Genomic DNA, 26,552 nt, shown 5'->3' on the forward strand with positions numbered 1-26,552 from the left:
CCCGGCCCGCCCGTGCTCCTGGCCTGTGGCGACGGTGCTCAGACGTCGACGGTCGGCCTTTGCCCGGGCATTGCTGTCCGCCGCCTGCCGACGGTGAGGATCCGCGCGCAGCCCACCACGCCGGCCACCAACAGCACCAGCCCACTGACGACGTCGGCGACCCGGTTCGGCCAGGGCAGGATCGCGGGGGTGGTGAACCGACCGACGACGAACGGTTCGAGCACCGCGCCGAGCGGGACGACGAGGCGGGCGGCCACCCCCCACGGATCCGCCCGGTGGGCGATCGCGCCCACCAGGCCGAGCGGTCCGCCCACCACCACGGCCCCCGCAAGCCAGAAGAGGTTGGCCGCCCAGACGCCCCGGTCGAACATCCCGAACGCCGTTCCCACGCCGTAGTGGACGACACAGGCGGTGAGCAGGGCGACGACTCCGGCAGCGACGGCCTGCGCGGGACGGCGGACGAGCCACCCGGACACCACTGCCAACCCGGCCCAGACCGTTCCGGCGTTGACCATCTGGCTCAGGGCCAACCGGCCGGCCAGCAGGGTGTCCGCCCGGCCTTCGAGTTCGCCAGCGGTCGTCACGTTCGAGGCCAGCGACACCAACGCCAGCACACTCGCGGCGACGACGACCAGGCACCATCCCCGTCGAGTCATGGCCAGAGGGTACGCAGGCGCAGCCCGCCGCTGCCGCTGGGCGTGGTTCTCAGGTCAGTTGCTCGGCCAGGGCGAGGATGATCCCGCTCGGCCCGCGCAGGTAGCAGAGCAGGAAGCTGTCCTCGAAGCGGGTCACCTCGCCGACGAGTTCACCACCGAGGGGCCGCAGCCGAGCGAGCGTGGCCTCGATGTCGTCGACGGCGAACATGACGCGGTGCAGGCCCCGCGTGTTGGCCGGGGTGACCGCCGGCTCGGGGGTGATCGACGTCGGGGCGTGGTAGGTCGCGAGTTCGAGCCGGCCCGGCGCGTCCGGGATCCTCATCATCGCGATCTCGCTGCGCATGTCGGACAGCCCGACGACCCGGCCCGCCCAGTCACCCTCGATCGGCATCCGGCCTTCCAGCTCCATGCCGAGCGCGGTGAAGAAGGCGACCGCGGCGTCGAGGTCGTCGACCACGATGCCGACGTTGTCCATCCGGTGAATCGTCACGCCCCGAGGATAGGACCGAGGTACGACGTCACCGGCACGCCGAGCCGCGCAGGTGCGCCAAGACCGTCGTCACGTCCGCGGCCAATCCGCGAAGGCCTTGCGCAGCCGGTCGATCTCCGAGGGCGCGAGGCGGTAGAGGGTGAAGACGGCGTCGGGAAGGCGGTCGAGCCGTCGGAGGGCGTCGTGGGCCTCGTCTTCGGTGAGATCGGGGTCGGCGCGCTGGCCGAGCGCGATCAGGTCGGATCGGTCGTAGCGGTCGAGGACCGCCGCGACGTCGATGTAGTCACGAGGCTGAGCCCGAGTGATCATGGCAGCCATCTTGGTGCCGATGAGATCGTCGAGGTGCAGGACAGGTCCGATGTCGAGCACGACGGGAGTGTTGGTCCGGGCGAAGCGGACGAGCTGCACCCGGACCGCCTCGGCGTCGTGGCGAACCTCGAACTCGACCATGTCCTGGTCGAACCCGTAGAAAACCTCATCCAACTCGGTGGGATCTGCGACGCTCTCGACCTGGTAGCCGGCGTCGTGGAGTGCCTCGCGGACCAGCTCGGCGCCCGCAGTTACCCCACCGTCGATGTCGGTGAACAGGTCGACGTCCTCGGTCGGACGGTTGACGACGCCGTGGACGACGAGCGCCTGCCCGCCGGCGAGGGCGAAGCCGTGGTCGGCGGCCGCGGTGAGTGCGATCCGGGCGACATCGCACTGAAACGGGTCGGGGATGAGCGGCATCAGGCCGCGATGTCCCGGGCGCGGAGCATCGGGTGGCGCTGCTCCCAGGCACGGCGGACGCCGCGAGGCAGATACAGCGTCGACCAGAGTCGGATCAACGTCGGCCCGTGCAGCCACGTGCGCAGCTCATCGGCGCGGACGGCTTCAGTCAGCACCGTCTCGTACATCCAGGGCAACAGCCCCGGGCGGTCGAGGTCGACATGCCGGTCGGACTGCCAGAACAGCCGGTGGGGCAGCTCGACGACACCGGCGGTGGGACCGCGCAGCTCGCGGAGATCGTCCGCCACGACCACACGGCGCCCCGGACGGGCCGCGTGTGGTGCACTCGCACCTCGGACGGAGCCGGTCGGGTCCATGGAATCGAGAATAACCCGGTTGACGTGCTGTCGGGCTCAGCGACGCCACCAGCGCCACCGGCGGCGGGATCGCGCGGCCGGCGGCGGTGACATCGGGGCCGGCGAGGAAGTCGCGGCACCACGGCGGTCGGCGCGCCACCGCAGCACCGCCTGCTCGACGTCGACCGGACGGACCACCACGCGCGGCCCGGTCGGGGTGCGCAGCCAGGCCACCACCTCGGCGTTGAGCACCGCCAGGTACGACCGGACGGCCTCCTCGGTGGGCAGGTCACGCAGCTCGCCGGGGAGCTGCTCGATGCGGCGGCGCAACTGCAGCGGGGTGGGCAGCATCAGATCGGACGGGATCTGCTCCCGTTCCATGAAGCCGCGGATCCACCAGCCCTCGTCGTAGGGCTCGTTGCGGCCCGGGATCGGTTTGCCGGCGCCCGGCAGGTTGTCGAACTCGCCGCGCTCCTGGGCGGAGCGGATCTGCGCCTCGACCGCGGCCTCCCAGCCGTACGTCATCGCCGTCACCTCCCGAGTCCACCGTATCCGCCGGTTTTCGCCTATGGTCAGCGCCGGGCGGCGCCGGGGTGTTCCCGGGCGCCCGTGAGAAAGGGAGCGGCGTGCGGGACTGGCTGGTCGGCCTCGGGGCGGCGGTGGTCTGCCTGGTGGGGAGTTGGGCGCTGCTGGTGCTGTCGGCCCGTCGGCTGCCGCCGGGGATCCTGCGCGATCTGGCCGCGTTCCTACCCGATTGTCTGACCGTGGTGCGGCGGCTGCGCCGCGATCCCCGGGTGCCGCGCCGGGCCCGGATCGCGATCGTGGTCGCGGGCGTCTGGCTGGCCAGCCCGATCGACCTGATCCCCGAGTTCCTGCCGGTGATCGGCCCGCTGGACGACATCGTCGTGGTGGCGCTCGCGTTGCGCTACGCCGGGCGGCAGGTGCCCCGCCAGGTGCTGCTGGAGGCGTGGCCGGGTGAACCGCGGCTGCTGCTGCGCCTGCTCGGCGCGCCGTGACGGCTCAGGGCCGCAGGCGTACGTGCCGGTGGCCGTCGCGGGGGAACGGCGGGCGGGCCGGCATCACCTCGGCGAACGCGTACCCGCTCTTCTCCGCCACCCGGCAGGAGGCCGGGTTGTCGATCTGGTGGAACAGCTCCATGCGGGTCAGCCCGGCGGCGGCGAAGCGGGTGAACGCCCAGCCGGTGACCGCGTCGACGGCCCGGGGCGCGACGCCCCGCCCCCGCGCCGGCGCGGCGGTCCAGTAGCCGACCTCGGCTGCCGGGTGGCCCGGGCGGACCTCCTTGAGCACGACGCAGGCGACCAGCCGCTCCCCCGCCGGCGCCTGCTCCAGCACGGCGAAGCTGAACCGGCGGTCGGCCGCCCAGCCCTGCCGGCTGCGGCGCACGAACGCCCGCGCCTCGCCCCGGCTGGTCACCGGGTGGCGGGTCCAGGCACGCAGCACCGGATCCTGGTAGATCTCCAGCAGGTCGTCGGCGTCACCGTCGCACCACGGTCGCAGCGTCAGGCCGGGCGCGGCGGGAGTGGCGGCGGCGGACAGCACGACGGACATTGCGACAGTGTCGCGCGTCACGCGCCTCGGCCGCGACCCCGCACCCGTGGGCGGGCCCGGCGGCGTAGGGTCCGGGCAGGGTCGACGGCGGGAGGCGGCATGGTCACGCTCGGCGCGGTGGTGGGCATCGCCCTGGTGGCGCTCGGTCTGGTGCTCACGCCCGGGCCGAACATGGTCTACCTGGTGTCCCGGTCGGTCACCCAGGGGCGCCGCGCCGGGCTGGTGTCGCTGCTCGGGGTGGCGGTCGGCTTCCTGGTCTACCTGGCCGCCGCGGTGGCCGGCATCGCCACCGTCTTCGTGCTGGTCCCGCCGCTCTACACGGCCGTGAAGCTGGCCGGCGCGGCCTACCTGCTCTGGTTGGCCTGGCGCACGCTGCGCCCGGGCGGCCGGTCGGCGTTCACGCCGGCGCCGCTGCCGCCGGACCGGCCCCGGCGGCTGTTCACCATGGGTCTGGTCACCAACCTGCTCAACCCGAAGATCGCGATCCTCTACGTGTCGCTGCTGCCGCAGTTCGTCGACCCGGCGCGCGGGCACGTGGCGGTGCAGAGCCTGCTGCTCGGGCTGACCCAGATCGGCATCGCGCTGACCGTCAACGCGCTGATCGTGCTCAGCGCCGGCGCGGTGTCGGCGTTCCTCACCCGCCGGCCGGGCTGGGCCCGCCTCCAGCGCTACGTGATGGGCACCGTGCTGGCCGGGCTCGCGGTGCGCATCGCCGCGGACCGCTCCCGCGCCGCCGTCGCCACCCCCTGATCCGGTACGCGTGCCTCAGCACGGCGGTTCGCGCAGCACCGCCACGCCGCCGGGCGGCACGGTGACCCGGTCGTCGACCGGCTCGCCGGTGAGCAGCTCGTGCCCCGCGGCCGGCACCCGCTGCGGCCGGTCGGTGTGGTTGAGCAGGAACAGCCAGCTGCGGTCGCCGTCGCGCCGGCGTACCGCCTCGACGCCGGGGGGCGCCGCCGGGCAGGTCGGGACGACGCCGGCGAGCCGGGCCGCGTCGGTGAGCAGCCGGCGGTAGCTGTCATCGTCGGGCCGGGTGGAGACGTACCAGGCGCGGGCGTCGCCGATGCGGTGCCGGGTGACCGCGGGCCGGCCGTCGAGCACCCCGCCGATGTAGGCGGTGACCTGTTCCGCGCCGGCCAGGTGCACCGTCTCGGACCAGATTCGGCCGAACCCGCCGCTGGTCAGCGGTACCCGTTCGTCGTCGGCGAGCGGGTGGAACTCCTCCACCCGCACCCCGAGCAGATCCCGGTACGCGCCCGGGTAGCCGCCGAGGCGGACCCGGGCGTGTTCGTCGGCGACCCCGCTGAGCCAGGTGACCAGCAGGTGCCCGCCGGCGTGGACGTGCCGGCGTACCCACTCGGCGGTGGCGTCGGAGGCCAGGTAGAGCGCGGGCAGCACGAGCAGCCGGTGCCCGTCGAGCGGGTCGCCGGGCACCACCAGGTCGGTGGTGACGCCCGCCTGCCACAGCGCCCGGTGCGCGGCGGCCACCTCGCCCGGATGGTCGAGGCCGGTGCGGGGCATCCCGGGGTGGCGCAGCGCCCAGCCGCTGGCCGCGTCGTAGGCGATGGCCACCCGCGCCTCGATCCGGCCCGTCTGGACCGCGCCGAGTCGCCCGAGCGTCGTGCCGAGGTCGGTGGCCTCGCGGAACACCCGGGTCTCCGGGCCGGCGTGCGACACCACGGCCGAGTGGAAGTGTTCCGCGCCGCCGGCCGGGGCGCGCCACTGGAAGAACATCACCCCGGCGGAGCCGCGGGCGACGTGCGCGAGGCTGTGCCGGGTCATCCGTCCCGGCTCCTTGGTGTGCATCCGCCCGGCGGTGTGGATCCGGTCGGGGGCGCTCTCCATCAGCAGCCACGGCGCGGGCCGGCCGGCGCCGTGGCGGGCCCAGCCGCGGGCGAGGTCGGCGGCGAGCGCGGTCTGCTCCTCGGCGCCGCCGTCGACCCGGTCCGGGTAGTGGTCGACGGCCACCAGGTCGACCTCGCGCGCCCACCGGGCGTGGTCGACCGGCACCCAGTCGCCGAGCACGTAGTTGGTGGTGACCGGCACCGCCGGGTTCGCCGCCCGCAGCACGTCGCGCTGCTCGGTGTACGCCGACAGCAGCTCGTCCGACCAGAAGCGACGGAAGTCGAGCAGTTGGCCGGGGTTGCCCAGGTACTGGGTGGCGCGGGGCGCGCCGACGTGCGCCCAGTCCGCGTAGTGCTGACCCCAGAAGCTGGTGGCCCAGGCGTCGTTGAGCGTGTCGAGGTCACCGTGCCGGTCGACCAGCCAGCGGCGGAACGCCGTCTCGGCGTGCGGGCAGTGGCAGGTGGTGCCGTACTCGTTGTGCACGTGCCACAGTGCCAGCGCCGGGTGGTGGGCGTAGCGGGCGGCGAGCGTCGCGGCGATGCGGCGGGCCGCGGCGCGGTAGGCGGGCGCGGCGGCGCAGTAGGTGTCCCGGCTGCCGTGGTGCAGGCGGGTGCCGTCGGCGGTGACCGGCATCGCGTCCGGGTGGGCGTGGGTGAACCAGGGCGGCGGTGAGGCGGTGGGGGTGGCCAGGGCGGCCCGTACGCCGCCGGCGTGCAGCAGGTCCAGCACCTCGTCGAGCCAGTCGAACGTGTAGCGGGCGGGGGCTGGTTCCAGGCGGGACCAGGCGAACACGCCGACCGTGACCAGGTTGACGCCGGCGGCGCGCATCAGGGCGACGTCCTCGTGCCACACCTCGGGACGCCACTGCTCCGGGTTCCAGTCCCCGCCGTACCACAGCGCTTTAGTTGTCATCCCGGCCAAAGTAAGAACAGGTGAGGCGGAAAGTCAATGCGGCCGATCATTGACAGTTAGTTGTGGTTCCAAAGAAACTGGCGGTGCCGCCGCCCGGGTCGCCGCGAGGAGACGCCCATGCCGTACCGCCCGCCCTTGGTCCCGTACGAGACGTTCGTGGCCGACCCGCCCGACCTGCCGGTCCGCTGCCCCGGTGAGGAGGGCGCCGACGACGTGCTGCGGGCCGAGGTGGTCGCGACCGACCCGCACGGGGTCACGCTCAGCGCCACCTGCGCCTCCGGTCGCACGCTCGTCGCGCGGGTCGAGGCCGCCGGGGACGGGATCCTGCGGGTACGCCTCACCGACGACCTCTCGGTGCGCAGCCGCTCCGCGCCCGCCACCACCCTGACCCGGCCCGCGCCGCACCCGGCCGAGGTCACCGTCGACGACGCGTACGCCCGGGTGGACGCGGGCGGCGCCGTGGCCGAGATCCGCCTCGACCCGTGGGGGCTGCGGTTCCTCGACTCCGACGGCCGGCTGCTGGTGGCCACCGACGGCGGCACCCGCGACATCAGCGGCCGGCGGCGTACCCTGCCGCTGGGCCGCTCGACCGTGGACGGCGAGCCGGTCGCCTGGCACGAGAGCTTCGTGGCGCCCGGCGACGAGCGGTTCGTCGGCTTCGGCGAGAAGTTCACCCCGCTCGACAAGCGCGGCCAACGCCCGCTGATGTGGAACTTCGACGCGTTCGGTGGCGAGTCCGACCGGTCGCACAAGAACGTGCCGTTCTACCTGTCCGACCGCGGCTACGGCGTGCTCGTGGACAGCGGACTGCCGGTGCAGTTCGACGTCTGCGCCAGCACCCACAGCAGCGTGCAACTGCTGGTCCCGGACGACCTGCTCGACTACTACGTGCTGGCCGGCCCCACCCCGGCCGAGATCCTGGACCGGCTCGACGCGCTGACCGGCCGGCCGTACCTGCCGCCGAGGTGGGCGTTCGGCGCCTGGATCTCCTCCGGATTCTTCCCCGACAGCGAGCAGCGGGTACGGGAGCGGGCCCGGCTGATCCGCGAGCGCGACATCCCCTGCGACGTGCTGCACCTGGACTGCTACTGGCAGGTCGCCGGCCGCTGGTCGGAGATGCGCTGGGACGAGCAGGCGTTCCCCGACCCGCCCGGCATGCTCAAGGACCTCACCGAGCAGGGCTTCCGGGTGTGCCTGTGGATGAACCCCTACCTGATGACCGACAGCCCGCTCTACGCCGAGGCCGACGCCGCCGGCTACTTCCTGCGCCGCCCGGACGGCGGCACGTACGTCGCGGACACCTGGCACGGCAGCTATCCGGTCTGCGCCATCGTGGACCTCACCAACCCGGCGGCGGTGCGCTGGTTCCAGGGCCTGCTGCGGCCGCTGCTCGCCCAGGGCGTCGCGGTGTTCAAGACCGACTTCGCCGAGGCGGTGCCCGCCGACGCGGTGGCGCACAACGGCATGACCGGCGTCGAGCTGCACAACGTCTACGCGCTGCTGTTCAACGACGTGGTCGCCGACGTCACCGAGGAGGTGGCCGGGCACCGCACGGTGTGGGCGCGCTCGTCCTACCTGGGCGGGCAGCGGCACAGCGCGCAGTGGAGCGGCGACGTCAACGCCACCTGGCCGGGCATGGCGAGCACGCTGCGCGGCGGGCTGTCGCACGGGTTGTCCGGGGTGCCGTTCTGGAGCCACGACACCGGCGGCTTCCACGGCACGCCGGAGCCCGACCTGTACGTGCGCTGGACCCAGTTCGGCGCCCTGTCACCGCTGGTGCGGCTGCACGGCACCACCAGCCGGCTGCCGTGGGACTTCCCGCCGGAGGCGGAACGCCACGCGGTGGCCGCGCTGCGGCTGCGCTACCGGCTGCTGCCGTACCTCTGGTCGGCGGCCGTGGAGGCCTCCCGCACCGGCAGCCCGATGATGCGGGCGCTGCTGCTCGACACGCCCGACGACCCGACCGCCTGGGCCACCGACCTGCAGTACCGTCTCGGCGCCGACCTGCTGGTGGCGCCGGTGCTCGACAAGTCCGGGCGCCGCGCCGTCTACCTGCCCGTCGGCGACGACTGGCTGGACGCGGCCACCGGGCAGCGCCACGCCGGCGGCCGGCACCTGCGGGTGCACGCGCCGATCGACCGGCTGCCGCTGTATGTACGACACGGGGCACTGGTGCCGGTGGTGGCGCCCGCGTCGACCGTCGCCGACGGCCCGTTCCGTGACGTCACGCTCGTCGCCTGGGGTGGGACCGACGGGGTGACGGTGATCCGCGACCCCGACGGCGACACCACTGTCACCGCCGCCCGCGACGGCGACACGCTGCGGGTACGGGTGGACGGACCGCTGGACGTCCGCCGGGTCAGCGTGGTCGGCGACGACCCGCCGCGGCGGGTGGTGCTCGACGGCCAGCCGGCGCCGGTGACCCCGTTCGAGCCCTGGTTCGGCGGCTGAGGCCGCCGGCCGGGGCTGTGGCCGATTTAGTTTAAGCTGTAGCCGAACCCGACGGCCGCGGCGCAGGAGGCGGGCACCACGTGATCAGCATCGACCGGTCGTTCCAGACGGCCGACCTGGGTGACGTGCGGGTGGCCAACCGGGCCGTCGTGCTGCGGCACGTCCGGTTGCACGCCCCCTGCTCGCGCGCCGACGTCGCCGCGCGCACCGGGCTCAACAAGGCCACCGTCTCCAGCCTGGTCGGCGAGCTGATCGAACACGGTCTGCTGCGCGAGACCGGGCTGACCGAGAACCGGGTCGGCCGGCCGGCCACCATGCTGGTCCTGGACGGTTCCCGCCACGTCGGTCTCGGCCTGCAGATCGGCGCCGACGAGCTGGTCGTGGTCGCCGCCGACCTCGCCGGCGAGCCGCTGCTCACCTGGCGACGCGCGTTCGCCGCCGCGACCGCCGGGCCCGAGGAGACGGTACGCGCGCTCGCCACGCTCACCCGCCGCGCGGTCACCCGGGTCACCGGCGCGGGCCGCACGGTACTCGGCCTCACCGTGGGCGTACCCGGGCTGGTCGACGCCGACGGCGTCGTGCCGGCCGCGCCCGCGCTGGGCTGGCGCGGCGTGCCGCTCGCCGCCGCCCTGCGCCGCGCGCTGCGCGACCCGGGCTTCCCCGTCGGCGTCGACACCGACGCCAACCTCGCCGTCTCGGCCGAGCTGCGCCACGGCCCGTACGCCGGCACGGCCGACCTGGTGCACGTGACCGGCGGGCTGGCCGTCGGCGCCGGCCTGGTCAGCGGCGGCCGGCTGCTGCGCGGCGGCCGCGGCTTCGCCGGCGCGATCGGCCACCTGCCGGTGGCGGCGGGTCCGCCGCCGACCGGGACCGAGGCGCCGGCCTGCCACTGCGGCCGGCACGGCTGTCTCGCGGCGGTGGCCGGGGTGGACGCCGTGGTGCGTCGCCTCCTGCCGGACGCCGCCTCGGACGGCCCGGTCACCGACTACCTGCCGGAGATCGAACGGATCCAGGCCCTCGCCCGCGCCGGGGACGTCCCGGTGCGCGACGGGCTCGCCGAGGTCGGCCGGCAGCTCGGGTACGCGATCTCCGTCCTGGTCGACCTGCTCGACCCGGAGGTGGTGGTGGTCGGCGGTCACCTGGCGGCGCTCGCGCCGTGGCTGCTGCCGGCCGCCCGCGCCGAGGTTTCCGCCCGCACGTCGGGGCCGCCGGCCACGGTCCGGCTGGAGGCCAGCGCGTTGGGTTCGGTGGCCAGCGCGGTGGGCGGCGCCACCGCCGCACTGGCCGCGGTGGAGGCCGGGCAACTGCCCGCCGCCTGACCCTTGACCGCACCGCCCCCGGGTGCCAACCTCGGTAGCGCCGCTACCGGGCCGGGCAACCCGTGGGCGGCCTGTTTTCCGGTGGTTGTCGAAGCGCTTCACCAACGCTCCGGGCCGACCGCCGCCGGCCGACCACCCCCCTTTTCTGCACGCGTGCGCGCCGCCGTCCACCGGTCGGTCGTCGAAGCGCTTCGACGCCCCGGCGGGCGGGCGCACGCCCACCGGAGGCGCCCGCCATGACCGACCGCACCCCCCACCGCCCCGACGACCTGCTGGCCCGCCTCACCGTGGCGGAGAAGCTCGGCCTGCTGCACCAGTGGCAGGCGCCGGTCCCCCGACTCGACCTGCCCGCGTTCCGCACCGGCACCGAGGCGCTGCACGGCGTCGCCTGGCTCGGCGAGGCCACCGTCTTCCCGCAGGCGCTCGGCCTCGCGGCCAGCTGGAACCCGCAGCTCATCCGGGCGGTCGGCGCCGCCGTCGGTGACGAGGTACGGGCCAAGCACCGGGCCGACCCGCGGCGCGTCGGGCTCAACGTGTGGGCGCCGGTGGTCAACCCGCTGCGCGACCCCCGGTGGGGCCGCAACGAGGAAGGCTGGTCCGAGGACCCCTGGCTCACCGGTCGGCTCGGCACCGCGTACGCGTCCGGGCTGCGCGGCGAGCACCCCACCCGGCTGCGGACCGCGCCGACGCTCAAGCACTTCCTCGGCTACAACAACGAGACCGACCGGGCGGTCACCTCCAGCAACCTGCCGCCGCGCGTGCTGCACGAGTACGAGCTGCCCGCGTTCCGTGCCCCGCTGGCCGCCGGCGCGGCGGTCGCCGTGATGGCGTCGTACAACCTGGTCGACGGCGTGCCGGCGCACCTGAGCCCGCTGATCGACGGCGAGCTGCGCGGCTGGGCCGACGACGAGGTGATGGTGGTCGGCGACGCCGGCGCGGTCGGCAACATCGCCGGCGTGCAGCGGCACCTGCCCGACCACGTCGCCGGGTTCGCCGCCGCGCTGCGCGCCGGGGTGGACAGCTTCACCGAGGACGACGAGGATCCGGGCCCCACCGTCGCACGGCTCACCGAGGCACTGGCCCGTGGCCTGATCACCGAGTCCGACGTGGACCGGGCGGTCCGGCGGATCCTGTCGGTGCGGCTGCGCCTGGGCGACCTGGACCCGCCCGGCCACGACCCGTACGCCGACGTGCCGGCCGACGTGGTGAACTGTCCGGCCCACCGGGAACTCGCCCGCGAGGCCGCCCGCCAGTCGATCGTGCTGCTGGGCAACGACGGGCTGCTGCCGCTCGCGGCCGACCTGCGGGTCGCCGTGCTCGGCCCGCTCGCCGACACCGTGCTCACCGACTGGTACAGCGGCACGCTGCCGTACGCGGTCAGCGTGTACGACGGGTTGCTCGGACGGGTACGCGAGGTCACCACCCACGCCGGCGCGGACCGGATCACGCTGCACGTCGACAGTCGCGCGGTGGGCCGCACCGACGACGGGCCGCTGACCCTCACCGACGCGACGCCGGCCGAGTTCGACGTGGTCGACTGGGGCGACGGGGTGCTGGCGCTGTGCACGGTCCACACCGGCCGCTACGTCGGCGCCGACGACTCCGGCGCGCTCGTCGCCGACCGTCCGGGCCCGGGCGGCTGGGTGGTCCGCGAGACGTTCCGCCTGCACCACCGGCCCGACGGCACGGCGCTGCTGCACCACCTCGCCACCGGCCGGCACGTCGGCGTCGACGGCGGCGGCCGCCTCAGCGTCGCCACCGACGCCCCCGCCGCGTTCACCGTGCGGCTGCGCGTCGACGGCGCGGCCGAGGCCGCCGCGCTGGCCGCCGCCGCCGACGTGGCCGTGGTGGTGCTCGGCAACCACCCGATGGTCAACGGCCGCGAGACCGAGGACCGCGTCGACCTGGCGCTGCCCGCCGGTCAGCTCGACCTGCTGCGCGCCGTGCACGCCGCGAACCCGCGCACCGTGCTGGCGCTGACCAGCAGCTACCCGTACGCGGTGGGGTGGGCCCGGGAGCACCTGCCGGCGGTGCTGTGGAGCGCCCACGGCGGGCAGGAGCACGGCAACGCGCTGGCCGACGTGCTGCTCGGCGCGGAGGACCCGGGCGGCCGGCTCACCCAGACCTGGTACGCCGACACCGCGGAGCTGCCCGACCTGCTCGACTACGACGTCATCGGCGCGGACGCCACCTACCTCTACCACCGGGGCGAGCCGCTGTACCCGTTCGGCCACGGGCTCAGCTACGCCGAGTTCGACTACGCTGACCTCCGGTTGAGCACCGCCGCGGCGCACGCCGGCGAGGAGGTGGAGGTGAGCGTCGAGGTCACCAACACGGGCCGCCGCCCGGGCACCGAGGTGGTGCAGCTCTACACCCGGCAGCGGCGCTCCCGGGCCAAGCAGCCGCTGCGCCAGTTGCGCGACTTCGCCCGGGTCACCCTCGAACCCGGCTGCGCGGCCCGGGTCACCCTGCGGCTGCGTACCGCGGAACTGGCCTGGTGGGACGAGACCCGCGCCGCCCCGGTGGTGGAGGACGCCACCCACTCGGTGCTGGTCGGCCGCTCCGCCCGCGACATCCGGCTGGTCGGCGCGGTCACCGTGACCGGCGCCGGCGGGGTGAGCACGCCCGCGGCGCGGCGCTCCGGGGCCGGCCGGTGAGCGGCCGGGCCGCCGGCGAGCAGGTCACCATCGCGGACGTGGCCCGACACGCCGGGGTGGCCGCGAGCACCGTGTCGTACGTGCTCAGCGGCAAGCGCGCCATCTCCGCCACCACCCGCAGCCGGGTGCTGGCCAGCGTGCGCGCCCTGGGTTACCACCCGAACGCCGGCGCGCGCGCCCTGGCCAGCCGCAAGGCCAACGTGATCGCGCTGGTGCTGCCGCTGCGCACCGGCATGCAGGTGCCGGTGGTGATGCGCTTCGCCACCGCGGTGGTCACCACCGCCCGCCGCTACGACCACGACGTGCTGCTGGTCACCGCCGACGAGGGCCCGTCCGGGCTGCACCGCATCGCCGGCAGCGCGCTGGTCGACGGGGTGCTGCTGATGGACGTGGAACTCGAGGACTCCCGGGTGCCGCTGCTGCGGGAGCTGTCGCTGCCCGGTGTGCTGATCGGGCACCCGGCCGACAGCACCGGTCTGGCCTGCGTGGACCTCGACTTCCGGCGCGCCGGCGAGCTGTGCGTGGAGCACCTGGCCGGCGCCGGGCACCGGCGGATCGCGCTGCTCGGCGCCCCGGCCGCCGTCTACGACCGGGGCACCGGCTTCGCCCACCGCACCCGCCGCGGCGTGCTGGCCGCGGCCGGCCGGCTCGGCGTCGAGGCGGTGACCCGGCCCTGCGAGGAGAACCCGGCGGCGGTACGCCGGGACCTGACCGCGCTGTTGGCCGACCATCCCGACATCACCGGCCTGGTGGTGCAGAACGAGTCGGCCGTCGAGCCGGTGCTGTCCACGCTGCCGACGCTGGGCCGTCGGGTGCCGCAGGACGTCTCCGTGGTCGCGGTCTGCCCCGACGAACTGGCCGAACCGTCCGCGCTGACCTGCGTGCCGGTGCCCGCCGAGGAGGTCGGCCGGCAGGCGGTGACGCTGCTGATGCGGCGCCTGCGCGACGAGCCGGTGCCGGAGGTGACCCTGCTGGAGCCCCGACTGACCGTGCGCGACACCAGCCGGTGACGCCGGCGCCAGGTCACCGTCGACAGGACCGGGAGGGGCACCGGTGCGGAGCCGGCCCGCGACGTGACGGGCCGGCTCCGGTGTGGGGCGAAGGTCAGCGGGTCACCGAGTAGATGCTGGCCAGCAGCACCGGGTTCTCGCCGCCGAGGTCCTCACGCTTGTTGATGGCGTAGTACATGACGTCGTTGCTGTAGGTGTTGTGGCCGAGCCCCAGGGCGTGGCCCAACTCGTGGGTGGTGGTGTTGTTACGGGTGCCACCGATCGCAACCGAGTCGTAGTAGTCGTTGAGCTGGACCTTCGCGCCCGTGTTGGAGAACGCGCCGGGCGAACCCGACGCGTAGAACAGCGTGGTCAGCCCGGTCCAGCCGGCGCCGTAGTTGCCGGAGAAGACGTCGACGCACCGGGAGCCGGACACCGCCGGGCAGCTGTTCCAACGGTATTCACTGTCGATGTTCTTCACGGTGTTCCACTTGGGCACCACCGAGGACACCGGCCACGACGAGCCGGAGTGGTCGTTGAACCGCACGTACGGGTCCTCCCACCCCTGGTTGCGCCAGAACGACACCGGGCAGCTCCAGCTCCTGGCCGAGCCGTACGCGCAGTCGCTGGCCGCCATCGCTGAGATGCCGTCGGTCGGCGCCGGCCGGACGACGCGCACGGACGTCTTGCCCTGTGCCCGGAGCTTGTCCGCCAACCTCTCCGGGGTGAACCCCGGCGCCGGGTCGTAGGTGGTCACGCTGATGCCGGTCGGCGTGACCTGCACGCTCTGCACGGTCACCGGCTCCGCCGCGCCGACCGGCGCGGCGGCGGTCGCCGATGCCCTCATCGCGGCGAGCTGCTGGTCGGTGAGCTTGGGGTAGGCGGCGAGGTCGGTGGCCGGGGCCTTGGCCTTGGCGCCCGGGTCGGCGGAGCCCGCCCAGCTGCCGTCCGCCTTCTTCTCCGCCAGGAAGGCGGCGTACTGCTCGTCCGGGTCGATGAACGTCGCGGCGGACGCGTGCGTGGTGGACGCGTGGGCGGCGCCCGGCAGGATGGCCACTGTCAGCGCGATGGCCGTCGCGGTGGCGAACAGCCACCGTGAGCGATGATTGACCTGCATGTTTCCCCCGATTTGTCGGCGCGGCGAAGGTGCCGCAGCGGCAGGTATGGATGACTGCCGATCGTCAGGTTATGGCACGGGAGCACATCGCAATCGAATGAGTTCGATTGCCGACAGCGGTCGGCAGCGGGCTGACAAACGTTCGGCTTTGAGCTAGGAGCGGCGGGCGTGCAGCGCGGGGCGGCAGCCGATGCGTCTTCCTGGTGAGGAGCACTGACGGGAGCGGGCGTGTCGTTCGAGAGTTTCGTGGCGGGGTACGGCCGGTCGCTGGTGCGACTGGCGTTCGTGCTGAGCGGCGACCGGCAGCTGGCGGAGGATCTCGCCCAGACCGTGCTGGCCGATGCGTACCGGCACTGGAAGCGGGTACGCGCGGCGGCGGACCCCGAGGCCTACGTACGCCGCATGCTGGTCAACGCGCATCTGAGCTGGCGTCGCCGGCGCTGGACGACGGAGCGGCCCGCCGACCTGAGCCAGGAGACCGGCGCCACGGTGGCCGACCCGGCCGACGCGGTCGCCGCCCGGGACCAGATGCGGGTGCTGTTGAGCAGGCTTGCCCCCCGCGCGCGCACGGTGCTCGTCCTGCGCTACTACGCCGACCTGGACGACGCGGCGATCGCCGCGGCGATGGGGGTCAGCGAGAGCTCGGTGCGGGCCACCGCCTCGCGTGCCCTGGCGAGCCTGCGCGTGCCCGCGGCCATCGACGCACAGAGGGAGACCTGATGAACCAGTCGACCGAGCGCGAGCTGCGCGAGCTGTTCGCCGCCGACGCCGCCGACGCCCCCGACGAGTCGGCCGTGGCCGCGGCGGCGGTACGCAGGGTCCACCGCAGGCGCCGAACCCTGGTGGTGGCGGCGGCCACGACCGCGGTGATCGTCGCGGCGGGCGTGTACGGCGTTCACCGGCCGGCCGCGACGCCGCAGGCGCGACCGCCGGTCACGTCCTCGCTCGCACCCGTCGCTTCGGCGCCGGCGGCCGATCTGCCGGCCGGGGTGAAGCCGGGCGATCCGCTCGCCGTCGGCGAGGCGCAGTGCGTCAAGACGTACTCACCGCGGGCGCTCGCCGAGCAGGCCTTCGCCTTCGACGGCACCGTGACCGGCATCGGACCGGCACGAACCGGGCGCGGCACGCAGCCGCCCCGGGACCTGCGATCGGTGACCTTCCAGGTGCACACCTGGTTCAGGGGTGGCTCGGCGGGCACCGCCGTGGTGGACATGTCGCCGCCCGCCGCGAGGGCCGGGACGGGCGATGCCACGTCCGAGCATGTCCCTGCCTATCGGATCGGCACCCGGTTGCTCGTGTCCGGCACGCCCCGCTGGGGCGGCGCGCCGCTCGCCGACCCGATCGCGTGGGGCTGCGGTTTCACCCGGTACTACAGCCCTTCCGTGGCAGCCGGATGGACTGCGGCGACGAGATGAAGGAGGCCGCCCCGGGGCGGTCAGAGGCTGTCGGGCCGGCGCAACGCGGCGTGCCGCTCGCCCGGCGCGGCGTACCAGGGCGGGCCCTCGGCCAGTGCGGTGTCGATCCGCAGCCGCGCCCAGTCGTCCAGGTCGGGCAGCGCGTCGGGGGTGAACCAGGCCACCGCGAGCGACTCGTCGCCGTCGGGGGTGGGCACCCCGCCGACGGCCCGGCAGCGGAACCAGACGTTGAGGTATTCGCAGGCGTCGCCGTTGGGGTAGACCACCGGGTGGGTGGCGACGCCGGCCAACCGTTCGACGACCACGTCGACGCCGGTCTCCTCGCGCACCTCACGCACCAGCGCGTCGGCGGGTTGCTCGCCCGGGTCGACGGTGCCGGCCGGCACCGACCAGCGCCCGTTGTCGCCGCGGCGGGCCAGCAGCACCCGCCCCGCGTCGTCGGTCACCACCGCGCTGATCCCGTAGAGCATGAGCAGGTCCTGGCCGACGTGCTGGCGCAGCCGGGCGATGTACGGCGACACGGGCATGGCGAGCAGGCTACCGCCGGCCCTCGCGGTGCCGCCGCAGCATCCCGGCGGCCAGCGCCGCACGGTCCAGGTCACCGGCGGCGACGCGCCCGGCGACGGTACGGCGCACCAGCCGGTCGGCCAGCGCCGGCGCGTGCCGGGCCAGCGCCAGCTCGACGCGCCCGCGCCGGGTGGTGGCCACGTCGCGGGGCGCCCGCCGGGCGGCGGCGGTGCGCAGGATCGCCGCCACCACCCCGTCGACCGGCTCCGGCCGGGACACCCCGCTCAGCGACAGCCCGGCCGCCACCGTGCTGTCGTGGATCGGCGAGTCGACCATGCTGGGGTAGACGACGCTGACCCCGACGTGCGTGCCGACCTCGTGGCGCAGCGCGTCGGCGTACGCGACCAGGGCGCGTTTGCTCACCCCGTACGCGGCGGCCAGCGGCAGTGGCAGCACGGCCATCCGGCTGGCCACGAAGATCACCCGGCCGCGGGCGGCCTCCAGGGCGGGCAGCGCCGCGGCCGTGGTCCGCCAGGCGGCGAGCAGGTTCACCTCCAGTTGCCGGCGTACCACCTCGTCGGGGGCCAGCTCGGCCGGCGCGGGCCCGCCGACGCCGGCGTTGTTGACCAGCAGGTCCAGCCCGCCGAGCCGGCCGACGGCGGCGGTCACGGCCGCCGGCGTGGCCGCCGGGTCGGTCAGGTCCACCCCGAGCACCGGCGGTGTGCCGTCGGGGTCGGCGTGCAGGTCCAGCCCGACCACGTGCGCGCCGGCGGCGGTCAGCGCGTCACCGAGGCGCCGGCCGAAGGTGCCGCGCGCGCCGGTGACCAGCACCCGCCGGCCGGCCAGCGCGCTCACCGCGTCGCTCCGGCGCGCCGCCGGCCGGCGGCCAGCTCCCGGTGCAGCTCGGCCAGGTAGGCGTCGAAGTCGACCCGCATGTGCGGGCGGCGGTGCCCCCAGCGGGCGGTGGCGGCGCGCAGCTCGGCGGCGCAGGCGGCGGCCTGCCGGGCCGGCTCCGGTGGCGCCCAGTCGCCGGCCAGGCGCGCGGCGACCAGTCGGGCCTGCGCCTCCAGCAGCGGGAACGCCGCCCCGGTGGACTGCATGAGCCCGACGAACGCCAGCCCGGGGGCGTCCAGGTGGAACACGTGCCGGTACAGCGGCAGCCGGTCGGCGCCGTCACCGAGCAGGCCCGGGTCGAGGAACGGCACCCGCACCCGGTAGCCGGTGCACCAGATGACCAGGTCGACCTCGTCGGCGTGGCCGTTGGTGAACTCGACCCGGTGCCCGTCGAGGCGGGTGATGCCGGGGCGGGGCTGGATGTCGCCGTGGGTGAGCCGGGACAGCAGCGCGTCGGAGAGCGTCGGGTGGTCCTGCAGGAAGCCGTGCGCCGGCGCCGGTAGGCCGTAGCGGGTGGGCGGTCCGACGGTGGCGGTGAGCATCCGCTGGCTGATCCGCTGCCGCAGCCGCCACGGCAACCGGCGGGCCAGCGCCCCGTTGAGGGTGTCCGACGGGCGCCCGAGCAGATACTTGGGCACCACCCAGACGCCGCGGCGCAGCGACAGCAGCGTCCGGTCGGCGGCGTGCGACGCGTCGACGGCGATGTCCATGGCCGAGTTGCCGCCGCCCACGACCAGCACCCGCCGGCCGGCGAGCTGTTCCGGCCCCCGGTAGTCGTGGCTGTGCATCTGCGCGGCGGCGCACTCGCCCGGGTAGGGCTCGGGTCGGTTCGGCACCCGGTTGTGCCCGTTGGCGACCACCACGGCCTCGACGTCGACCTGGACCGGCCCGTCGGGGCCGGTGGCGTGCACCCGCCAGCGGTCGCCGGCGCGGGCGACCCGGTCGACGGTGTGCCGCAGCCGTACCGCCTCGCGCAGCGCGAACCGGTCGGCGTAGGCGGCGAGGTAGCCGGCGACGCGGGTGTGGTCGGGGTAGTCGGGCCAGTCGGCCGGCATCGGGTGGTCGGCGAACTCGGTGCGCCCCTTGCTGGTGTTGAGGTGCAGTGTCCGGTAGGCGGGCGAGCCGGGCGAGCCGTAGACCCAGAGCCCGCCGAGCGTGCCGGCGGTCTCGAACGCGACCGCCGGCACCCCGGCGTCGGCGAGCGCCTTGAGCGTGGCCAGGCCGGCGGCGCCCGCGCCGACGACCGCGACCCTCGGTGGTGCTGCCATCCCCGCCCCCTTAATCCAACGACCGCTGGATAATCCCCGGCGAGGTGTCGCGCGGTCAAGAGCCCGCGTGGTGCCTCAGGGCGCCGGGCGGGACTCGACCCGCCCCATCGGGTCGGAGCCGTCCGTCAGCCGACGGCGCAGCGCGGCCCAATCGGCGTCCTCGACGCCGAGCGCGTGGCGCAGGTAGGCCCAGGTGGCCCGCTGGACCAGCGCGACGCGATCGGGGTGCTCATCGGTGGTCTCGCGGACCTCGTAGCCGGCGATCCCGCCCAGCGAGTGTTCGCCGCCGAACAGCGTCAGCAGGCTCTTCTCCCCCGGGCTCAGGACGTACGGGTCGGTGAGCCAGTCCGGTCCCCGCACCGACAGCGGGGAGTCGTCCCGGTCCCCGGCGACCACGAGGGCCGGTGAGGTCATGGTGGAGAAGTTCGGGTTCATGAACGGGAAGTGCTCGGCCGCGTACGGCGTGAGGTCCGCTCCGCCGGCGCCGGCGGTGGCCAGCAGCACCCCGGCGGTGACCCGCGGGTCGGACAGGTCCTCCTCGGCCCCGGTGACCGGATCCAGGACGCGCAGGCCGAGCAGGTTGCCCGCCGTCTGCCCGCCGAAGGAGTGCCCGGCCACCGCGACGCGGCCCGGGTCGAGGCGTCCGGCCAGGCCGGGCACGGCGGCCTCCAGCACGTCGAGCCGGTCGAGCACGAGCGTCAGGTCCCGCACCCGGGTGCGCCAGAGCTGCGGCCGGCGGGGATCATCCGCGGCCAGGCCCACCGTGCGCGAGTCGAGGTGGGTCGGCTGCACCACCGCGAACCCGTGGGCGGCCCAGAAGTCGACCAGCGGCCCGTAGCCCTGAAGCGACGAACCGAAACCGTGGGAGAAGACGACGACCGGCAGGCCGCTCCCGGTCACCGGGGCGGTGACCCGCACCGACAGGTCCAGGCCGCGGCCCGGAGCCGCCAGCAGGACCGGTTGCACCGAGACGACGGGCGCGGCGGGGACGGACGGGACGAATGCGCTCATGGGTGGGCTTCCTTCGGTAGCCGGGCGAGCTGTCCCCGGTACGCTAAGAGCTGACGTTGACGTCAGCGGCAAGTCAGGTGGTCCGACTCACCCGGGAGGCAGCGGGATGCGCATCGGCGAGCTCGCCACCAGGGCCGGCGTCAGCGTTCGGGCCCTGCGCTACTACGAGCAGCAGGAGCTGCTCGACTCCACCCGCAGCGCGAGCGGGCAGCGCCACTACCCCGACGACGCGGTCGAGCGGGTCCGGCTCATCCAGCAGTTGTACGCCGCCGGCCTGTCCAGCCGGTCCATCGTGGACCTGCTGCCGTGCGTGGTGGACGGCCGGGCCACCCCGCAACTGCTGGAGCGACTCGCGGCCGAACGGGACCGCGTCGAGCGCCGGATCGCCGACCTCACCGACACCCACGAGAGGCTGGACCGGGTCATCACCGCCGCCACCGCCAACATGCGCACCGGGCGGCAGGGCGGCACGACGTGACCCACCGCGCGTCGGGCTACCGCGAGGGCGGGTAGAGCCCGTCGAGCAGCCGGTGCACGAACGCGCGGAACTCCCGCCGCTCGCGGGCCGCCGAGCCGGTGCGCGCGGCCAGCGCCACCACGTGCCCGTGCACCGCCCAGACCAGGCTGCGCACGGTGACGTGCGGCGCCGGCTCGACGAGCGCCCCGGCGTCGGCGGCGGCGGCGAGCAGCCCCTCGACCAGCGCGTACAGCGGGGCGGCGTACCGCTGGTCCAGTTCGGCGTGGCGCTGCGGCTCCAACCAGCGGCGCAGCCACAGCGCGGTGGTCTCCGGCCGGTCCTCCAGGAAGTCGACGAACACGTCGACCAGGTCGTGCAGGGCGCGCAGCGCGTCGGCCGGCCCGGCCGCCAGGGCGGCGCGCGCGCGTTCCCCGGCGGCCTCCAGGGCCTGCCGTTCGGCGCTGAACACCCGGGCGAAACAGGCGTCGTAGAGCTGCGCCTTGGCGCCGGTGTGGTGCGCGACGGTCGCCACGTCCACGCCGGCCGCGGCGGCGACGTCCCGCACGCTCACCGCGTCGAAGCCCCGCTCGGCGAAGAGCGCGGTGGCGGCGGCGAGCACCAGGTCGCGGGTCGGTCGCTGGTCGTCGCGGCGGGGCCGACCCGGTCGGCGGCGGGGCATGGTCATCCGGCCATTGTTCCCCCTACAATCCAGCAACCGTTGGATTGGAGTGGCGATGACCGCTGTGGCGCCGCGACGCGAGGCCGTCGCCCTGCCGCGTGGCCCGCTGGTCGGGTTCGCCGCCGGCTCGCTGGGCATGGGCGTCTGGGTCACCGTGCCCGGCCTGCTGCTGCTCTACTTCCTCACCGACGTGCTCGCCGTCGCGCCGTGGCTGGCCGGGCTGACCCTGCTGCTGCCGAAGGTCGCCGACGTGCTGCTGCACCCGTGGATCGGGCACCGCTGCGACGTCGAGCAGGCCCGCCGGGGCCACCGGCGGCGGCTGCTGCTTGCCGGCTGCGCGTTGCCGCCGGCGTTCGCCGCGTTGTTCGCGGTGCCCGGCGGCCTGACCGGGGCGGGCGCGGCGGCCTGGGTGGCGGTGTTCTTCGTGGCCGGCAACCTGTTGTTCGCCGCCTACCAGGTGCCCTACCTGGCGACGCCGGCGGACCTGCGGATCGGCTACCACGAGCGGACCCGGCTGATGGCCTTCCGGATGGTGGTGCTGACCCTCGGCATCCTGGTCTCCGGGCTGCTCGCGCCGCTGCTGGCCGGCGGCGACGACGCCACCCGGGCCGGCTACCTGCGGATGGCGGTGCTGCTGGCCGCCGGGATGCTCGCCGCGATGGCGGTCGGGGTGGCCGGAATCGGCCGGCTGCGCCGCGCGGCGCCCGCCCCGGCGGCCGGGCACGGTGCGGGCGGGTGGCGGGCGCTGGCGGCGAGCCTGCGCGACCGGCAGTTCCGCCGCCTCGCCGGGGCGTACCTGGCCATGTCGACCACCACTCACCTGGTGCTGGCCGGGGTGCCCTACTACGCCGAGTACGAGCTGGGCCGCGCCGGGCTGACCACGGTGCTGGTCGCCGCGTTCGTCGCCCCGGCGCTGCTGGTCACCCCCGGGTGGCTGGTGCTGGCCCGGCGCGTCGGCAAGCAGCGGGCCCTGCTCGGCGCGCAGGCCGCGTTCGCCGCCGGGTCGCTGGTGCTGGCGATCGGCCGGCCGGCCGGGCTGCCGGTGCTGGTCGCCGCGGTGGCGGTGCTCGGCGTGGCGTTCGCCGGCATGCAGCTGCTGCCGTTCTCGATGCTGCCCGACGTGATCCGCGCCGCCGGCGCGCCACGGGCCGGCACCTACACCGGGGTGTGGACCGCCACCGAGGCCACCGGCGCCGCGCTGGGCCCCTACGCGTACGCGTTGTGTCTGGCCGCCGGCGGGTTCGTGGCGTCGGGCGCCGGGCAGACGGTGGTGCAGTCGCCGGGCGCCCTCGCGGCGCTGCGCTACGGCTTCGGCCTGCTGCCGGCCGCCGTGATGGTGCTCGCGCTGCTGGTGCAGCGCCGCTACACCCTGGACGGCGCCGCCCGCGACGAGCACTAGACTTCGCCCCCGATGGACGCCGAGCCCGCCACCGAGACCCGCCCCTGCGCCCACTGTGGCCGGGAGGTGCCGCAGCGCGCCGGCGCCGGCCGCCCGTTCCGCTACTGCCGGGACAACGACGGCGCCTGCCAGCGGGCCGCCCGCAACTCGCGGATGCGCCACCGCAACTCCCCCGGCCTGCCCGGGCAGGTGGCGCGGACCTGGGAGGCGGTGGACCGGCTCGACCAGGTGGTGGAGACGCTCACCGAGGCGCTGCACGCCGAGCTGTCCCCGGCCGGTGTGGAACGACAGCTCGCCGAGCTGCGCGCCGAGACGGCCGCGCAGGTCGCCGCCGCGCACGCCGAGCGCGACGAGGCCCGCCGCGACGCCGAGGACGCCGCCGCCGCGGCCGCCCGCGACCGGCACGCAACCCGCGCCGCGCTGGCCGAGCGCGACACCGCCGGTCAGCGGGCCGAGCGGGCGCACGCGGCGGCCGCCACAGCCGCCGAACGGGCCGCCGCCGCCGAGACCACCCGCGACGCCGCCCGTGCCGAGGCGGGCGCCGCCCAGGCGTTGCGGGTGCAGGCCGAACGTGACCGCGACGCCGCGCGCGTCGAGCTGCGCGCCGTGCGCGCCGAACGCGACGCCGAGCGGCAGCGGGTCGCCGAGTTGACCGCCGAACGCGACGCCGCGCGCGCCGACGCCGAACGCGCCACCCGCTCCGCCGCCGAGGCCTTGGACCGGGCGCACCGCCTGCGCGCCGAGGCCGACGAGGCCCGCGCCGACGCGCAGGCCGCCCGGGCGCAGGCCGCCGAGGACCGCCGCGCGGCGCAGGCCGCCGCCGAACACTCCGCCGCCGAGGCCGCCGCCGCCCGGCAGGCCGCCGCGGAGCGTGACCGCGCCGAGGCCGCCCGCGTCGACGCGGTGGCGGCGGCCGACGCGGCCCGCGCCGAGGCAACCGAGGCGGTGGCGGCCCGGGCCGCCGAGCGGGAGGCGTTGCGCGGCGAGCTGGCCGAGGCCCGGCGTGCCGCCGCCGCGGCGCAGGCGCGCGGGAGCGACCTGGCGGCGCGCCTGGCCGCCGCCGAGACCGACCGGGATGCCGCGACGCGCCGCGCCGGGCAGCTCGCCGACCAGGTCAGCGACCTGGCGGGCGCGTTGGCGTCGCTCGGGTCGCGCGCCGGCTGAGCGGCCACGGACCGGGACGGGGCAGCGCGACGTCGGCGTGCCGGGCGAGGATCGACGGCATGGGAAAGACGTACGAGCGCATCGACGGCCGGCTGCGGGAGTTCATCGAGGCGCAGCCGATGTTCTTCGTGGCCACCGCCCCGCTTGCCGGCGACGGCACGGTCAACCTGTCCCCCAAGGGCCTGCGGGGCACGCTGGCGGTGCTCGACGAGCACACCGTGGCCTACCTCGACTTCGCCGGCAGCAACGCCGAGACCATCGCCCACCTGCGGGAGAACGGCCGGGTCACGCTGATGTGGTGCGCGTTCGACGGCCCGCCGAACATCGTGCGGGTGCACGGGCGCGGTGAGCCGGTGTTCCGCGACGATCCGCGCTGGCCCGACCTGCTGCGACACTTCGACGTCGACCCGACGCCGCACGGGTTGCGGGCGGTGATCGTGGTGCGCGCCCAGCTGGTCCGCGACACCTGCGGCTACGCGGTGCCGCTGATGAGCTACGACGCCGATCGCGACCTGCACGGGCGTCGTTTCGCCCGGGAGGACGACACGTCGCTGTCGGCCTACTTCGCCGGCAAGGAGCACGTCGCGCGCAGCATCGACGGGCTGCCCGGCCTGCCGTTGCCGCTGCCTCCCACGCCGGCGCGCTGAGCCCACCGGTCAGTGGATGCCGGCCATCAGGCCGCGGATCTGGCGGGTGAACATCACCGCCGCCAGGCCCAGCACCACCGACGCCAGCCCGAAGGTGAGGAAATAGGTCGACTGCGACCAGCTCTGCGCCAGCCGGGCCACCTGGCCACCGATCGCGTCGCCGACGGCGGTGGCGAGGAACCACAGGCCGAGCATCTGGCTGGCGTACTTCACCGGGGCGAGTTTCGTGGTGGCGGACAGGCCCACCGGGCTCAGCGACAGCTCGCCGGCGACCTGGATCGCGTAGACCGCGACGAGCCACCACGGTGAGACCAGGTCGCCGCCGACGGCGGCGCGCGCCGCGGCGGCCATCAGCACGAACGACAGGCCGTTGAGCACCAGGCCGACGGCGAACTTCGTCGGCGTGGACACCCGGTGGCCGAGTTTGAGCCACAGCCACGCGGCCAGCGGCGCGCCGATGATGATCAGGATCGGGTTGACCGACTGCAGCCAGGACGCCGGGAAGGTGAACCCGCCCACGTTCCGGTCGGTGCGGTCGGCGGCGAAGATGTTCAGCACCGACCCGGCCTGGTCGTAGATCAGCCAGAACGCGGCGGCGAAGACGAACAACCACACGTACGCCTTCATCCGGCTGCGTTCGGTGTCGCTGATCTCCCGGTCGGTGAGGATCCGCGTGAAGTAGCCGACGGTCACCAGCACGGTGAGCACGGCGAGCAGGTTGACCACCGTGTCGACGGTGAACCAGCCGGCCACCAGGAGCACGAGCAGCGCCAGCAGCAGCACGCCGACGGCGATGCCGGCGCGGGTCAACGCCCGGCGGCGGTCGGCGCCCAGCAGCGGGTCGGCCGGGCGGGCGCCGGCGTCGCCGAGGTTGCGCCGCCCGGCCACGTACTGCAGCACGCCGAAGGTCATGCCGACGGCGGCCGCGCCGAACCCCAGATGCCAGTTGATCTTCTCGCCGAGGAAGCCGGTGATCAGCGGGGCGATGAACGCGCCCAGGTTGATGCCCATGTAGAAGATGGAGAACCCGGCGTCGCGGCGCGGCGAGTCCCGCTCGTACAGGTCGCCGACCATGGTGGAGATGTTGGGTTTGAGCAGGCCGGTGCCGAGCACGATCAGCGTCATGCCGGCGAACACGCTCCACCCGGTGGGGATCGCCATCACGTAGTGCCCGGCGGCGATGACCACGCCGCCCCACAGCACGCTGCGCCGCGCCCCGATCAGCCGGTCGGCGACCCAGCCGCCGGGCAGCGCCATCAGGTAGACCATGGCGTTGTAGGTGCCGTAGACGGCGTTGGCGGTGGACTCGCCGATGCCGAGGCCGCCGTCGGCGACCGCCGCGGTCAGGTACAGCACCAGGATGGCCCGCATGCCGTAGAAGCTGAACCGCTCCCACATCTCGGTGAGGAAGAGGGTGGACAGCGCCCGCGGGTGACCGAAGAACGTCTTCCCTGCGGGCGGTCGGGCCCCGACCGGCGCGTCACTGCTCATCGTCACCTCCGGCACGCGTGGTGGGTAACATCCCCGGTGACGGGCGAAACACTCCACCGATTCGGTCGGCTGTCGCGGCCGGTTACCCTTGAGCTTCCCGACCCGCGTACGGCCCGGCCGGCGTGGGTGGGGAATGGGCGGACGGTGACCGGCCGTTACACCTGAGGACCAGCACCACGAACGAGGGGAAGTCGATCATGGGCGAGCGTATGCTGCGCGGTAGCCGGCTGGGCGCGGTCAGCTACGAATCCGACCGCAACACGGAGCTCGCGCCGCGTCAGACCCGCGAGTACCTGTGCGCCAAGGGCCACCAGTTCGAGGTGCCGTTCGCCGTCGACGCCGAGGTCCCCACGACCTGGGAGTGCAAGTTCGACGGCAGCGTCGCCCGGCTGGTCGACGGCAGCGAGCCGGAGCAGAAGAAGGCCAAGCCGCCGCGCACCCACTGGGACATGCTGCTGGAGCGGCGTTCGATCGCCGAGCTGGAGGACATCCTCGCCGAGCGGCTGCAGGAGGTCCGCACCCGCCGCGGTCGCGCCTGAGCACCTGATGCG

The 26,552-nt window shown here is 75.0% G+C and carries 27 protein-coding genes; 13 read left to right on the forward strand and 14 right to left on the reverse strand.

All coding sequences use genetic code 11. The features are described from left to right. Positions 1–38: 38 nt before the first annotated feature. The 5 genes from GA0070213_RS03830 to GA0070213_RS03850 form a co-directional block, all read right to left on the reverse strand. Complete coding sequence (locus GA0070213_RS03830; protein ID WP_091057252.1) at positions 39–656, reverse strand: hypothetical protein; 618 nt, start codon at positions 654–656, stop codon at positions 39–41. Between the two features lie 49 nt (positions 657–705). Further along, positions 706–1,146: a VOC family protein gene (locus GA0070213_RS03835; protein WP_091057255.1), complete on the reverse strand. Its 441-nt coding sequence runs from the start codon at positions 1,144–1,146 to the stop codon at positions 706–708. A gap of 69 nt (positions 1,147–1,215) precedes the next feature. Next, positions 1,216–1,875, reverse strand: a complete 660-nt coding sequence (locus GA0070213_RS03840) for a nucleotidyl transferase AbiEii/AbiGii toxin family protein (RefSeq protein ID WP_091057258.1) — start codon at positions 1,873–1,875, stop codon at positions 1,216–1,218. After that, the gene (locus GA0070213_RS03845; RefSeq protein ID WP_091057261.1) at positions 1,875–2,231 is read right to left on the reverse strand and encodes a hypothetical protein; all 357 of its coding nucleotides are present in this window, start codon (positions 2,229–2,231) and stop codon (positions 1,875–1,877) included. Before GA0070213_RS03845 ends, GA0070213_RS03840 begins: the two co-directional genes overlap by 1 nt. 36 nt (positions 2,232–2,267) lie before the next feature. Then, complete coding sequence (locus GA0070213_RS03850) at positions 2,268–2,735, reverse strand: DnaJ family domain-containing protein (RefSeq protein WP_091057264.1); 468 nt, start codon at positions 2,733–2,735, stop codon at positions 2,268–2,270. Positions 2,736–2,836: 101 nt separating this feature from the next. Between GA0070213_RS03850 and GA0070213_RS03855 the strand changes: the two genes are divergently transcribed. Beyond that, a complete protein-coding gene (locus tag GA0070213_RS03855; protein ID WP_091057268.1) occupies positions 2,837–3,226 on the forward strand; it encodes a YkvA family protein in 390 nt (129 codons plus the stop codon). Positions 3,227–3,230: 4 nt separating this feature from the next. On the opposite strand, the gene GA0070213_RS03860 is transcribed toward GA0070213_RS03855, so the two are convergent. Beyond that, positions 3,231–3,779, reverse strand: a complete 549-nt coding sequence (locus GA0070213_RS03860) for a GNAT family N-acetyltransferase (protein WP_091057271.1) — start codon at positions 3,777–3,779, stop codon at positions 3,231–3,233. Between the two features lie 99 nt (positions 3,780–3,878). Here GA0070213_RS03860 and GA0070213_RS03865 point away from each other — a divergent pair, with 99 nt between their 5' ends. Further along, positions 3,879–4,529, forward strand: a complete 651-nt coding sequence (locus tag GA0070213_RS03865) for a LysE family translocator (protein WP_091057274.1) — start codon at positions 3,879–3,881, stop codon at positions 4,527–4,529. A 15-nt stretch (positions 4,530–4,544) separates the two neighbouring features. Here GA0070213_RS03865 and GA0070213_RS03870 read toward each other — a convergent pair whose 3' ends face one another. Beyond that, positions 4,545–6,536 (reverse strand): beta-galactosidase, encoded by a 1,992-nt coding sequence (locus tag GA0070213_RS03870; protein WP_091057277.1) that lies wholly within the window; start codon positions 6,534–6,536, stop codon positions 4,545–4,547. Between the two features lie 117 nt (positions 6,537–6,653). Here GA0070213_RS03870 and GA0070213_RS03875 point away from each other — a divergent pair, with 117 nt between their 5' ends. From GA0070213_RS03875 to GA0070213_RS03890, 4 genes are all read left to right on the forward strand, one after another. Further along, complete coding sequence (locus GA0070213_RS03875; protein ID WP_091057280.1) at positions 6,654–8,987, forward strand: TIM-barrel domain-containing protein; 2,334 nt, start codon at positions 6,654–6,656, stop codon at positions 8,985–8,987. A gap of 80 nt (positions 8,988–9,067) precedes the next feature. After that, a complete protein-coding gene (locus tag GA0070213_RS03880) occupies positions 9,068–10,306 on the forward strand; it encodes an ROK family transcriptional regulator (protein ID WP_091057283.1) in 1,239 nt (412 codons plus the stop codon). A gap of 236 nt (positions 10,307–10,542) precedes the next feature. Beyond that, the gene (locus GA0070213_RS03885; RefSeq protein ID WP_091057286.1) at positions 10,543–12,963 is read left to right on the forward strand and encodes a glycoside hydrolase family 3 C-terminal domain-containing protein; all 2,421 of its coding nucleotides are present in this window, start codon (positions 10,543–10,545) and stop codon (positions 12,961–12,963) included. Then, a complete protein-coding gene (locus tag GA0070213_RS03890; protein WP_091057289.1) occupies positions 12,960–13,973 on the forward strand; it encodes a LacI family DNA-binding transcriptional regulator in 1,014 nt (337 codons plus the stop codon). The genes GA0070213_RS03885 and GA0070213_RS03890 overlap by 4 nt, the downstream gene beginning before the upstream one ends. 94 nt (positions 13,974–14,067) lie before the next feature. Here GA0070213_RS03890 and GA0070213_RS03895 read toward each other — a convergent pair whose 3' ends face one another. Further along, the gene (locus GA0070213_RS03895) at positions 14,068–15,069 is read right to left on the reverse strand and encodes a matrixin family metalloprotease (RefSeq protein ID WP_091057292.1); all 1,002 of its coding nucleotides are present in this window, start codon (positions 15,067–15,069) and stop codon (positions 14,068–14,070) included. A 228-nt stretch (positions 15,070–15,297) separates the two neighbouring features. Here GA0070213_RS03895 and GA0070213_RS03900 point away from each other — a divergent pair, with 228 nt between their 5' ends. Both GA0070213_RS03900 and GA0070213_RS03905 read left to right on the forward strand, forming a co-directional pair. Next, the gene (locus GA0070213_RS03900) at positions 15,298–15,789 is read left to right on the forward strand and encodes a sigma-70 family RNA polymerase sigma factor (RefSeq protein WP_091057295.1); all 492 of its coding nucleotides are present in this window, start codon (positions 15,298–15,300) and stop codon (positions 15,787–15,789) included. Next, a complete protein-coding gene (locus GA0070213_RS03905; protein WP_091057298.1) occupies positions 15,789–16,484 on the forward strand; it encodes a hypothetical protein in 696 nt (231 codons plus the stop codon). Before GA0070213_RS03900 ends, GA0070213_RS03905 begins: the two co-directional genes overlap by 1 nt. Before the next feature lie 20 nt (positions 16,485–16,504). Here GA0070213_RS03905 and GA0070213_RS03910 read toward each other — a convergent pair whose 3' ends face one another. From GA0070213_RS03910 to GA0070213_RS03925, 4 genes are all read right to left on the reverse strand, one after another. Beyond that, the gene (locus tag GA0070213_RS03910; protein ID WP_091058500.1) at positions 16,505–17,011 is read right to left on the reverse strand and encodes an NUDIX hydrolase; all 507 of its coding nucleotides are present in this window, start codon (positions 17,009–17,011) and stop codon (positions 16,505–16,507) included. A 10-nt stretch (positions 17,012–17,021) separates the two neighbouring features. Beyond that, a complete protein-coding gene (locus tag GA0070213_RS03915; RefSeq protein WP_091057302.1) occupies positions 17,022–17,846 on the reverse strand; it encodes an SDR family NAD(P)-dependent oxidoreductase in 825 nt (274 codons plus the stop codon). Continuing rightward, positions 17,843–19,153, reverse strand: coding sequence for a flavin-containing monooxygenase (locus GA0070213_RS03920; RefSeq protein ID WP_091057305.1), 1,311 nt, complete (start codon positions 19,151–19,153; stop codon positions 17,843–17,845). Before GA0070213_RS03920 ends, GA0070213_RS03915 begins: the two co-directional genes overlap by 4 nt. Positions 19,154–19,228: 75 nt before the next feature. Beyond that, positions 19,229–20,164: an alpha/beta hydrolase family protein gene (locus tag GA0070213_RS03925; RefSeq protein WP_091057308.1), complete on the reverse strand. Its 936-nt coding sequence runs from the start codon at positions 20,162–20,164 to the stop codon at positions 19,229–19,231. Positions 20,165–20,270: 106 nt separating this feature from the next. On the opposite strand from GA0070213_RS03925, the gene GA0070213_RS03930 reads away from it, so the two are divergent. Continuing rightward, on the forward strand, positions 20,271–20,642 hold the full coding sequence (locus GA0070213_RS03930) for a MerR family transcriptional regulator (RefSeq protein WP_091057312.1): 372 nt from the start codon (positions 20,271–20,273) through the stop codon (positions 20,640–20,642). A 16-nt stretch (positions 20,643–20,658) separates the two neighbouring features. Here GA0070213_RS03930 and GA0070213_RS03935 read toward each other — a convergent pair whose 3' ends face one another. Further along, positions 20,659–21,306 carry a TetR/AcrR family transcriptional regulator gene (locus GA0070213_RS03935; RefSeq protein ID WP_245716247.1) on the reverse strand — a complete coding sequence of 216 codons (648 nt, stop codon included), beginning with the start codon at positions 21,304–21,306 and terminating at the stop codon, positions 20,659–20,661. A gap of 49 nt (positions 21,307–21,355) precedes the next feature. Here GA0070213_RS03935 and GA0070213_RS03940 point away from each other — a divergent pair, with 49 nt between their 5' ends. Genes GA0070213_RS03940 through GA0070213_RS03950 form a run of 3 tightly spaced genes read left to right on the forward strand, consistent with a single transcriptional unit; the run spans position 21,356 to position 24,510 of the window. Then, entirely contained in the window at positions 21,356–22,699 is a 1,344-nt protein-coding gene (locus tag GA0070213_RS03940; RefSeq protein ID WP_091057315.1) for an MFS transporter, read from the forward strand. A 12-nt stretch (positions 22,700–22,711) separates the two neighbouring features. Further along, positions 22,712–23,863, forward strand: a complete 1,152-nt coding sequence (locus GA0070213_RS03945) for a hypothetical protein (protein WP_091057320.1) — start codon at positions 22,712–22,714, stop codon at positions 23,861–23,863. A 59-nt stretch (positions 23,864–23,922) separates the two neighbouring features. Continuing rightward, entirely contained in the window at positions 23,923–24,510 is a 588-nt protein-coding gene (locus tag GA0070213_RS03950; RefSeq protein WP_091057323.1) for a pyridoxamine 5'-phosphate oxidase family protein, read from the forward strand. A gap of 9 nt (positions 24,511–24,519) precedes the next feature. Here GA0070213_RS03950 and GA0070213_RS03955 read toward each other — a convergent pair whose 3' ends face one another. Next, positions 24,520–26,001: a peptide MFS transporter gene (locus GA0070213_RS03955; protein ID WP_091058509.1), complete on the reverse strand. Its 1,482-nt coding sequence runs from the start codon at positions 25,999–26,001 to the stop codon at positions 24,520–24,522. A gap of 197 nt (positions 26,002–26,198) precedes the next feature. Between GA0070213_RS03955 and GA0070213_RS03960 the strand changes: the two genes are divergently transcribed. After that, complete coding sequence (locus GA0070213_RS03960; protein WP_046564157.1) at positions 26,199–26,540, forward strand: RNA polymerase-binding protein RbpA; 342 nt, start codon at positions 26,199–26,201, stop codon at positions 26,538–26,540. Positions 26,541–26,552: the final 12 nt, after the last annotated feature.

The organism is Micromonospora humi, assembly GCF_900090105.1.
In the GTDB taxonomy this organism is placed as follows: Bacteria; Actinomycetota; Actinomycetes; order Mycobacteriales; family Micromonosporaceae; genus Micromonospora; species Micromonospora humi.

What these genes read in the sequence shown, in the direction of transcription:
- GA0070213_RS03940 (WP_091057315.1), top strand. Translation starts at nt 21,356, where the DNA reads ATGACCGCTGTGGCGCCGCGACGCGAGGCCGTCGCCCTGCCGCGTGGC.
- GA0070213_RS03870 (WP_091057277.1), bottom strand. Translation starts at nt 6,536, where the DNA reads ATGACAACTAAAGCGCTGTGGTACGGCGGGGACTGGAACCCGGAGCAG.
- GA0070213_RS03845 (WP_091057261.1), bottom strand. Translation starts at nt 2,231, where the DNA reads ATGGACCCGACCGGCTCCGTCCGAGGTGCGAGTGCACCACACGCGGCC.
- GA0070213_RS03960 (WP_046564157.1), top strand. Translation starts at nt 26,199, where the DNA reads ATGGGCGAGCGTATGCTGCGCGGTAGCCGGCTGGGCGCGGTCAGCTAC.
- GA0070213_RS03860 (WP_091057271.1), bottom strand. Translation starts at nt 3,779, where the DNA reads ATGTCCGTCGTGCTGTCCGCCGCCGCCACTCCCGCCGCGCCCGGCCTG.
- GA0070213_RS03895 (WP_091057292.1), bottom strand. Translation starts at nt 15,069, where the DNA reads ATGCAGGTCAATCATCGCTCACGGTGGCTGTTCGCCACCGCGACGGCC.
- GA0070213_RS03850 (WP_091057264.1), bottom strand. Translation starts at nt 2,735, where the DNA reads ATGACGTACGGCTGGGAGGCCGCGGTCGAGGCGCAGATCCGCTCCGCC.
- GA0070213_RS03950 (WP_091057323.1), top strand. Translation starts at nt 23,923, where the DNA reads ATGGGAAAGACGTACGAGCGCATCGACGGCCGGCTGCGGGAGTTCATC.
- GA0070213_RS03840 (WP_091057258.1), bottom strand. Translation starts at nt 1,875, where the DNA reads ATGCCGCTCATCCCCGACCCGTTTCAGTGCGATGTCGCCCGGATCGCA.
- GA0070213_RS03925 (WP_091057308.1), bottom strand. Translation starts at nt 20,164, where the DNA reads ATGAGCGCATTCGTCCCGTCCGTCCCCGCCGCGCCCGTCGTCTCGGTG.
- GA0070213_RS03905 (WP_091057298.1), top strand. Translation starts at nt 15,789, where the DNA reads ATGAACCAGTCGACCGAGCGCGAGCTGCGCGAGCTGTTCGCCGCCGAC.
- GA0070213_RS03920 (WP_091057305.1), bottom strand. Translation starts at nt 19,153, where the DNA reads ATGGCAGCACCACCGAGGGTCGCGGTCGTCGGCGCGGGCGCCGCCGGC.
- GA0070213_RS03910 (WP_091058500.1), bottom strand. Translation starts at nt 17,011, where the DNA reads ATGCCCGTGTCGCCGTACATCGCCCGGCTGCGCCAGCACGTCGGCCAG.
- GA0070213_RS03930 (WP_091057312.1), top strand. Translation starts at nt 20,271, where the DNA reads ATGCGCATCGGCGAGCTCGCCACCAGGGCCGGCGTCAGCGTTCGGGCC.
- GA0070213_RS03875 (WP_091057280.1), top strand. Translation starts at nt 6,654, where the DNA reads ATGCCGTACCGCCCGCCCTTGGTCCCGTACGAGACGTTCGTGGCCGAC.
- GA0070213_RS03955 (WP_091058509.1), bottom strand. Translation starts at nt 26,001, where the DNA reads ATGAGCAGTGACGCGCCGGTCGGGGCCCGACCGCCCGCAGGGAAGACG.
- GA0070213_RS03830 (WP_091057252.1), bottom strand. Translation starts at nt 656, where the DNA reads ATGACTCGACGGGGATGGTGCCTGGTCGTCGTCGCCGCGAGTGTGCTG.
- GA0070213_RS03935 (WP_245716247.1), bottom strand. Translation starts at nt 21,306, where the DNA reads ATGACCATGCCCCGCCGCCGACCGGGTCGGCCCCGCCGCGACGACCAG.
- GA0070213_RS03865 (WP_091057274.1), top strand. Translation starts at nt 3,879, where the DNA reads ATGGTCACGCTCGGCGCGGTGGTGGGCATCGCCCTGGTGGCGCTCGGT.
- GA0070213_RS03945 (WP_091057320.1), top strand. Translation starts at nt 22,712, where the DNA reads ATGGACGCCGAGCCCGCCACCGAGACCCGCCCCTGCGCCCACTGTGGC.
- GA0070213_RS03885 (WP_091057286.1), top strand. Translation starts at nt 10,543, where the DNA reads ATGACCGACCGCACCCCCCACCGCCCCGACGACCTGCTGGCCCGCCTC.